At 68.8% G+C, this 6,263-nt stretch carries 6 protein-coding genes; 1 reads left to right on the top strand and 5 read right to left on the bottom strand.

Annotated elements, in window-relative coordinates; all coding sequences use genetic code 11:
* Positions 1–184: 184 nt before the first annotated feature.
* The 5 genes from AB0J68_RS24520 to AB0J68_RS24500 form a co-directional block, all read right to left on the bottom strand.
* Complete coding sequence (locus tag AB0J68_RS24520) at positions 185–838, bottom strand: O-methyltransferase (protein WP_354854035.1); 654 nt, start codon at positions 836–838, stop codon at positions 185–187.
* Positions 835–1,623 carry a Maf family protein gene (locus AB0J68_RS24515; RefSeq protein WP_363940578.1) on the bottom strand — a complete coding sequence of 263 codons (789 nt, stop codon included), beginning with the start codon at positions 1,621–1,623 and terminating at the stop codon, positions 835–837. The genes AB0J68_RS24520 and AB0J68_RS24515 overlap by 4 nt, the downstream gene beginning before the upstream one ends.
* A 282-nt stretch (positions 1,624–1,905) precedes the next feature.
* On the bottom strand, positions 1,906–2,970 hold the full coding sequence (locus tag AB0J68_RS24510; RefSeq protein ID WP_355063209.1) for a S8 family serine peptidase: 1,065 nt from the start codon (positions 2,968–2,970) through the stop codon (positions 1,906–1,908).
* 1,480 nt (positions 2,971–4,450) lie between these two features.
* On the bottom strand, positions 4,451–4,909 hold the full coding sequence (locus tag AB0J68_RS24505; protein ID WP_354854047.1) for a hypothetical protein: 459 nt from the start codon (positions 4,907–4,909) through the stop codon (positions 4,451–4,453).
* Positions 4,910–4,998: 89 nt separating this feature from the next.
* Positions 4,999–5,211, bottom strand: a complete 213-nt coding sequence (locus AB0J68_RS24500) for an acyl-CoA carboxylase subunit epsilon (RefSeq protein ID WP_355062915.1) — start codon at positions 5,209–5,211, stop codon at positions 4,999–5,001.
* A 90-nt stretch (positions 5,212–5,301) separates the two neighbouring features.
* Here AB0J68_RS24500 and AB0J68_RS24495 point away from each other — a divergent pair.
* The coding region (locus AB0J68_RS24495) for a serine/threonine-protein kinase (RefSeq protein WP_363940577.1) at positions 5,302–6,263 on the top strand (962 nt) is incomplete at its 3' end.

Genomic DNA, 6,263 nt, shown 5'->3' with positions numbered 1-6,263 from the left:
TCCTGTGGGGGCACCCCGAATTCGTGCTGTCGGTGCTGCGCGTTCGGTGGGCTGCCGGCGTTTCGTCGGCGTTCAGCGGTGGCGTCCTTCAGCGGTGGTGGCGCTGAGCGGTGGTGGCGCTGAGCGGTGGCGGCGCTGAGCGGTGGCGGCGCTGAGCGGTGGGGGCGGTCAGCGGTGGGGGCGGTCAGCGCACCCGGGCGAGGGTGAGGCCATCCGCGATCGGCAGCATCACCGGGTCGACCCGTACGTCGGCGAGCACCTCGTCGTTGAAGGCGGCGATCGCCCGGTCGTTGGCGTCCCGTGGGGCGATCACCCGCCCGCCGCGCAGCACGTTGTCGACGGCGATCACCCCGCCCGGCCGCATCCGGGGCACCAGCTCGGCCCAGTAGACCGGGTACCCGGTCTTGTCCGCGTCGATGAACGCGAAGTCCAGGTGACGCTCGTGCGGCAACTCCCGCAGCGTCTCGCCGGCCGGGCCGATACGCAGGTCGATGCGGTCCTGCACCCCGGCGCGGGCCCAGTAACGCCGGGCGATGCCGGTGTACTCCTCGGAGATGTCGAAGCAGGTCAGCCGCCCACCCTCGGGCAACCCCCGGGCGATGGCCAGCGCCGACAGGCCGGTGAACGTGCCAACCTCGACGGCCTGCCGTACGTCCAGCAGCCGGGTCAGGAACGTCAGGAACGCGGCCTGCTCCGGCGCCACCTGCATGGAGGCGTGCTCGGGCAGCACCGACCGGGTCTCCTCGGCCAGATCCTGGATGATCTCGTCCGGTGGGGCGCCGTGCGCGACCAGGTAGGCGTGCAACTCGTCGGTGAGCGGGATCGACTTCGTGGTCATGAGCGGACGTTACCCAGCGGCTCGACCGATTGGCCGCCCGGCGCGACCTTTGTCCACAGGTCCGTGATCTGCAGCCCCAGTTCGGCGAGGAGCCGACGCAGCAGCGGCATCGACAATCCGACCACGGTCCCCGGGTCGCCCTCGATCCGTTCCACGAACGGCCCGCCCAACCCGTCGATCGTGAACGCACCGGCCACCGCCAGCGGCTCACCGGTGGCGACGTACGCGGCGATCTCGTCGTCGCTGATGTCCGCAAAATGGACGGTCGTCGAGGCAACCGCCTCGGCGCGCCGCCCGCTGACACCGTCGATCAGACAGTGCCCGCTGTGCAGGACACCGCTGCGCCCCCGCATCCGCAGCCAACGCGCGGTGGCGTCCGCCGGATCCGCCGGCTTGCCGAGGATCTGCCCGTCGAACGCGAGCACCGAGTCACAGCCGATGATCAGGGTCCGCTGACTGGTGCCTGCTTCCGTGCTGGTGCCTTCGTCCGTGCCTGTGCCGGCGTTCGTGCCTGCGCTGGTGCCTGTGCCTGCGTCCGTGCCCGTGCCTGCGCTGGTGCCGACTGGCGCGGTTGCCGTGGCGGCCGGGCTCAGCCGGCTCAGCACTGCCTCTGCCTTGAGCCGAGCCAACTCCAGACACAGGTCCTCGGCCCGATCGGTCACCACCAGGGATTCGTCCACCCCGCTGACCAGCACGTCCGGCTCAATGCCGGCGGCCTGGAGAGACTTACGACGGGCAGGGCTGGCCGAGGCGAGCACGAGGCGGAGCGGCAGAGAATCAGACACCAGCCCGACGTTACCGGCTCACCACCCACCACACCGGTCCACCCGGCCGCGCCGCTCTCGACGCCGTGCTCTTCATGCCCACACGGCCCGCGCTCTTGATCCACTCCACATCACCGATATCGGCCTATCAACCAGCAACAAAAGCCCCACATCGCCGATATGAAGTCGATCAGCCTGTCGGCACCACCGTGATCGACTCGACTTCATGGATATCGGGGTATCCCGCTCGCCCGGACACCCCGATATCAAGGATCCCGAGTCGATCAACGCGCCCCGGCTCGATCAGCGACTGATTCTGGGCGGCGGATCATCACCGCGCCGCCGACGCCGCGCCACCAGCGCCCATCCGACCCCGACGGCCACGATCACGGCGAGAGTGGCCAGGCCGCGAGCTGTCGCGCCATCACCGCCCTCACCAGGCCGATCGCCGGCCGCCGCGGTCGAGCCAGTCGCGGCCGGAGCGCTCACCGACTCAAACCCCAACGGGGGTACGTCTGCCGTCAGCGCTGCCACAAGATCGATCACGCCGTACCCGTACTCGTCGTCCCGGCCTGGCGGACCCTTGTCGATGGCCGTGGCCGTAAGCCGATGGGCTACCTCCTGGGCCGGCAGGTAGGGATACTTCGACCTGATCAACGCCGCCGCCCCAGCCACAATCGCCGTCGCGCTCGAAGTACCCGTGCCCTTCGAGTACTTTCCGCCGTAGCTGGTGCTGTAGATATCGACCGCGGGTGCGACCACGTCGATCTCTGGGCCGGTCACCGAAACGGCAGCATGCTGTCCGTCGCGGTCCACGCCACCAACAGCAATTACGCCTTCTTCGGTCGCTGGGTATGAACCAGGCTGGTAAGGCGTATTTCCCACTGCTGCCACCACAATTATGTTCGCGGCGAGGGCGGCTTCTACTGCCCTGATGAGTCGCGGCGTTGATGCCCCTCCGCTGGATATATTGATGACTTGAGCTCTCTTGGATGTCGCAAATTCGATAGCCGCAGCAAGGTCATCGGCTTCTCCGAAATTGTCCGACGCGGAGGCCATGATAGGGAGGATTTTAGATCGGGGGGCAATGCCCAGGGCGCCTTTTCCTGCAGTCCTGCCATGCGCTGCGATCAGTCCTGCCATGCTCGTGCCGTGGCTGTTCGAATCTTTGTGACCATCTCCTGAGCCGCCAGCGACAATGTCGGCTCCCGTCAGCAAGTTTCCGCTGAGGTCGGGATGGGGGTCGACGCCGGTGTCGGGCACGGCGACAACGACCCCTTCGCCCTTGCTAATTAACTGCGCTTCGGTGACCTTTAAGAATGCGAGATGCCATTGATCGTTCCGGATTCGTTCGACGTCAGCGGGCATCGGGTCGGCGTGCGTGGAACGTGGAGATAACGCTAGGGTGAATCCCGCGAGTGACAGTTGCAGGATCAACGCGGCTGCCATGGACTTGGCAAAACTTGACATTATCGACTAAAGCCGATTGCTGGCCCTGGGTCAATAGGTCCTTCATCGCTCGGTGGACGGACCACCGGCGCTACGCCCTTATCGGTCTCCCATGGATGATCGGGATCCCAAGGAGGCGCATTGTCGTTGTCTGCCCCCCTTCGAGAATTCGGCCGAAGAGCGGTCGACTGAATGCCCGGGGGAGTTGTCAGTCCAGGCGCGCCGCCCACCGGGGAAATGCCCAGCGTTGCCGACGGCCCGCGCCCGGCTCCAGGTCGAGAACCCGCACCCCCGCTCGGCGCTGTGCCCGCTCCTCCGCCACCGATGACACCGCCGATTGGGTTTACTCGGCGAGGCGAATTTTGGGTGGGGCCAGGCTGGTTGACGCCCATCCCTGGCATGCCCCCAATGAGGCCCGGTGACATGGGTCGGCTGGCAGTCGGTGGTGTCGGGCCCTTCGGAAGGTTCCCAGTTCCGATCTGCGGTTTCGTGGCTCCAAAGCGACGTGACGTCGGGTCACTGACAGGCCCGACTGGGAAGCCGGATGCCAGGCCCGGAGACGTTGCGGGTGGCGCTAATGGAGGAGTGCCGGCTACGGGCGAGTTCGGGCTCGCTGTGGCCGGGGTCAGAGCCGAACTCGTTCCACCTAGTACCGGCCCCACTCCTGACGGAGTCTGAACAGGCGTATGCCCGGAGGAAGGCCCGTTCCCCACCTGCAACCTCGGAGGGTTCGTTGGCGTCATCGGTACGGCGACGATGGGAGGGATGGCCGGGCCTTGGGTGCTGGTGCCGTAAGCATCTGCGTCGTTTGGCTGGTGGCCTGCTCGGCGAGGCGGCGGCGGGGGTTTTTGGAGGGTGGCTTGGGCTTGTTGGAGTTCGCCGCTGAGGTTGAACATCATGGCCCGCGCCTGCACGTTCAGCCGTTCCAAGTCGCTGTCCGTCACCGGTGACTCGACAACCCGACTACCCATGATCGCTTTGGGGTCGGCGGCTGTGGCGTCGTACGCCTGCTTCTGCTGGAGCTTGGTCGCGTACTCCTCGTAAATTTTGCGAAGCTCGGCGCGGGTGGTGCCGATGGCCTGGGTGGCGGCGGACAGCGCGGTGTAGTTCGCGGCGGCCGCGTCGTGTGTGTGCCGCACCTTGGCGATCAGGTCGTCGAGTTGGGTGAGGTACGTGCCGGAGGCGGCGCTGGTTTCCGGGGGCCACGCTTCGGCGAGCCCGCGCCGGTACTCCTGGAGCCGGCCTAGGTGGATCTGGGCCAGGTCGCAGACCTTGCGCCACCCAGCGACCTGTTTCCAGTGGTTGGTGGTGTCGTGGTCCTGGAGGCACGCCCACATGCTGTTGACGTCCATCAGGTGCCAGTCGGTCTGGCCGGAGGTGCGGCCGCCACCTCGTTCGATCATGGCAGGACCACCGGCCTCTGGCTCTCGGGACCGGTGGGGTCGGTCAGCGTCGGCGTCCGGCCGCCGGGCAGAACGGTGCCGGGGTCGGCGAGGGCCCGCTGAACGTCCACGGCGCGGGCGGCGGAGAAGGCGTCGCTGTCGGCGTACTGGGTGGCGACCCGGTCGGCGACGGCGGCGAGGTGGCCGGTTGCGCCCCGAACGGCGTACACCATGTCGGCGGTGGCCTGCTGCGTCTCGTGGTGGGCGTGCAGGAAGGTGACCAGCTCGATGAACGCGTCGCAGGGGTTGGGCACCTTCGCGGACATGTCGTCGGCGATGTACGACAGGTGGGGCGCGTAGTTGCGTTCGACCTCGGCGGCGAGCCGGTCGGCGAACTCGCGGAGCTGGCGGATGTCGGCCTCGATGCCGCCGTAGCTGTGCAGCCAGGGCGCCGGCTGGTCCTCTTCGGGGATCATCGATCCTCCCTATCCGTCACGGCACCGTTTCCCTGAGTGAGATTAACGGCTGGACGCCATCCTGGCAGCCCCCATCGGGACGGCCCGGGTCAGCGAGGAAGGCGGGGAAGGCGGGGAAGGCCGGAGGCACGCCAGGTGTCGGGGCGGGCCGGCCGGCCGCTGCGGGCCCACGCGGACGCGGTCTGTGGCGCGGGGGCGGCGGCCGGGCGGGACCGCACGATGACCGCACCGACCAGAGCGGCCAACTCCTCGGCGGTGGGCACGCCGCGAACGACCCGGAACAGCGGCTCTTCGGCAGACATGCCGCCAGGGTACGCGGCTCGAAGTCACGGGGAGCGAACAGTGGCGTGCCGGCGGTGTGAGCGTCGGCGGCTCCGGGTACCGTCTCAGCGATGTCGAACGCGCTCCCCCAACTCGTCGCTGACCGATACCGGCTTCTGTCGCCGCTCGGCCAGGGCGGCATGGGTCGGGTGTGGAAGGCGCGCGACGAGGTGTTGCACCGCGACGTCGCCATCAAGGAGTTGGTGCCGCCCCCCGGCCTCACCGACGAGGAACGCCGCGAGATGCGGGAGCGTTCGCTGCGCGAGGCGCGGGCCATCGCCCGGCTCAACAACGTCAACGTGGTACGCATCTTCGACGTCCTGCGCACCGATGGCGACCCGTGGATCGTCATGGAGTACGTGGCGTCGAAGTCGTTGCAGGACACCCTCGCCGAGGACGGGCCGGTGTCGGTGGCCCGGACCATCGAGATCGGCCTGGGCGTGCTGGGCGCGCTGAACGCCGCCCACAAGGCGGGCGTCATGCACCGCGACGTCAAGCCGGGCAACGTGCTGCTGGGCGACGACGGCCGGGTCGTGTTGACCGATTTCGGTCTCGCCACGATCCCCGGCGACCCGAACGTCACCCGCACCGGCATGGTGCTCGGTTCGCCCGCGTACATCTCGCCGGAGCGGGCCCGGGAGGGCACCGCGGGGCCGGAGGCCGACCTGTGGTCGTTGGGCGCGACGCTCTACGCGGCGGTCGAGGGCAAGTCGCCGTACGCGCGGCCGTCCGCGATCGCCACGCTTGCCGCGCTGGCCACCGAGCCGATGCCGCCGCCGAAGAACGCCGGGCCGCTCAAGGCGGTGCTCAACGGGCTGCTCCAGAAGGACCCGAACGAGCGGATCACCGCCGAGGTGGCCGAGCGGCTGCTGCGCCGCGCCGGAGGCAAGCGGGCGCGGGGGATCTCACTGCTCGATGGCGTACGCCGGCCGGGGCCGAACGGTCCACGCGAGCCGCGCCCGCCGCTCGTGCCGGCGCCGCGCCCCGCCGAGGAGAGCGCCGCCCGCCCGGTGTCGCCGCCTGCGCCGCGTAC

The organism is Micromonospora sp. NPDC049580 (assembly GCF_040675595.1).
Classification (GTDB): Bacteria; Actinomycetota; Actinomycetes; order Mycobacteriales; family Micromonosporaceae; genus Micromonospora.
The sequence above is the reverse complement of the archived record's forward strand: the minus strand, read 5'-3'. Positions and strand labels throughout refer to the sequence as shown.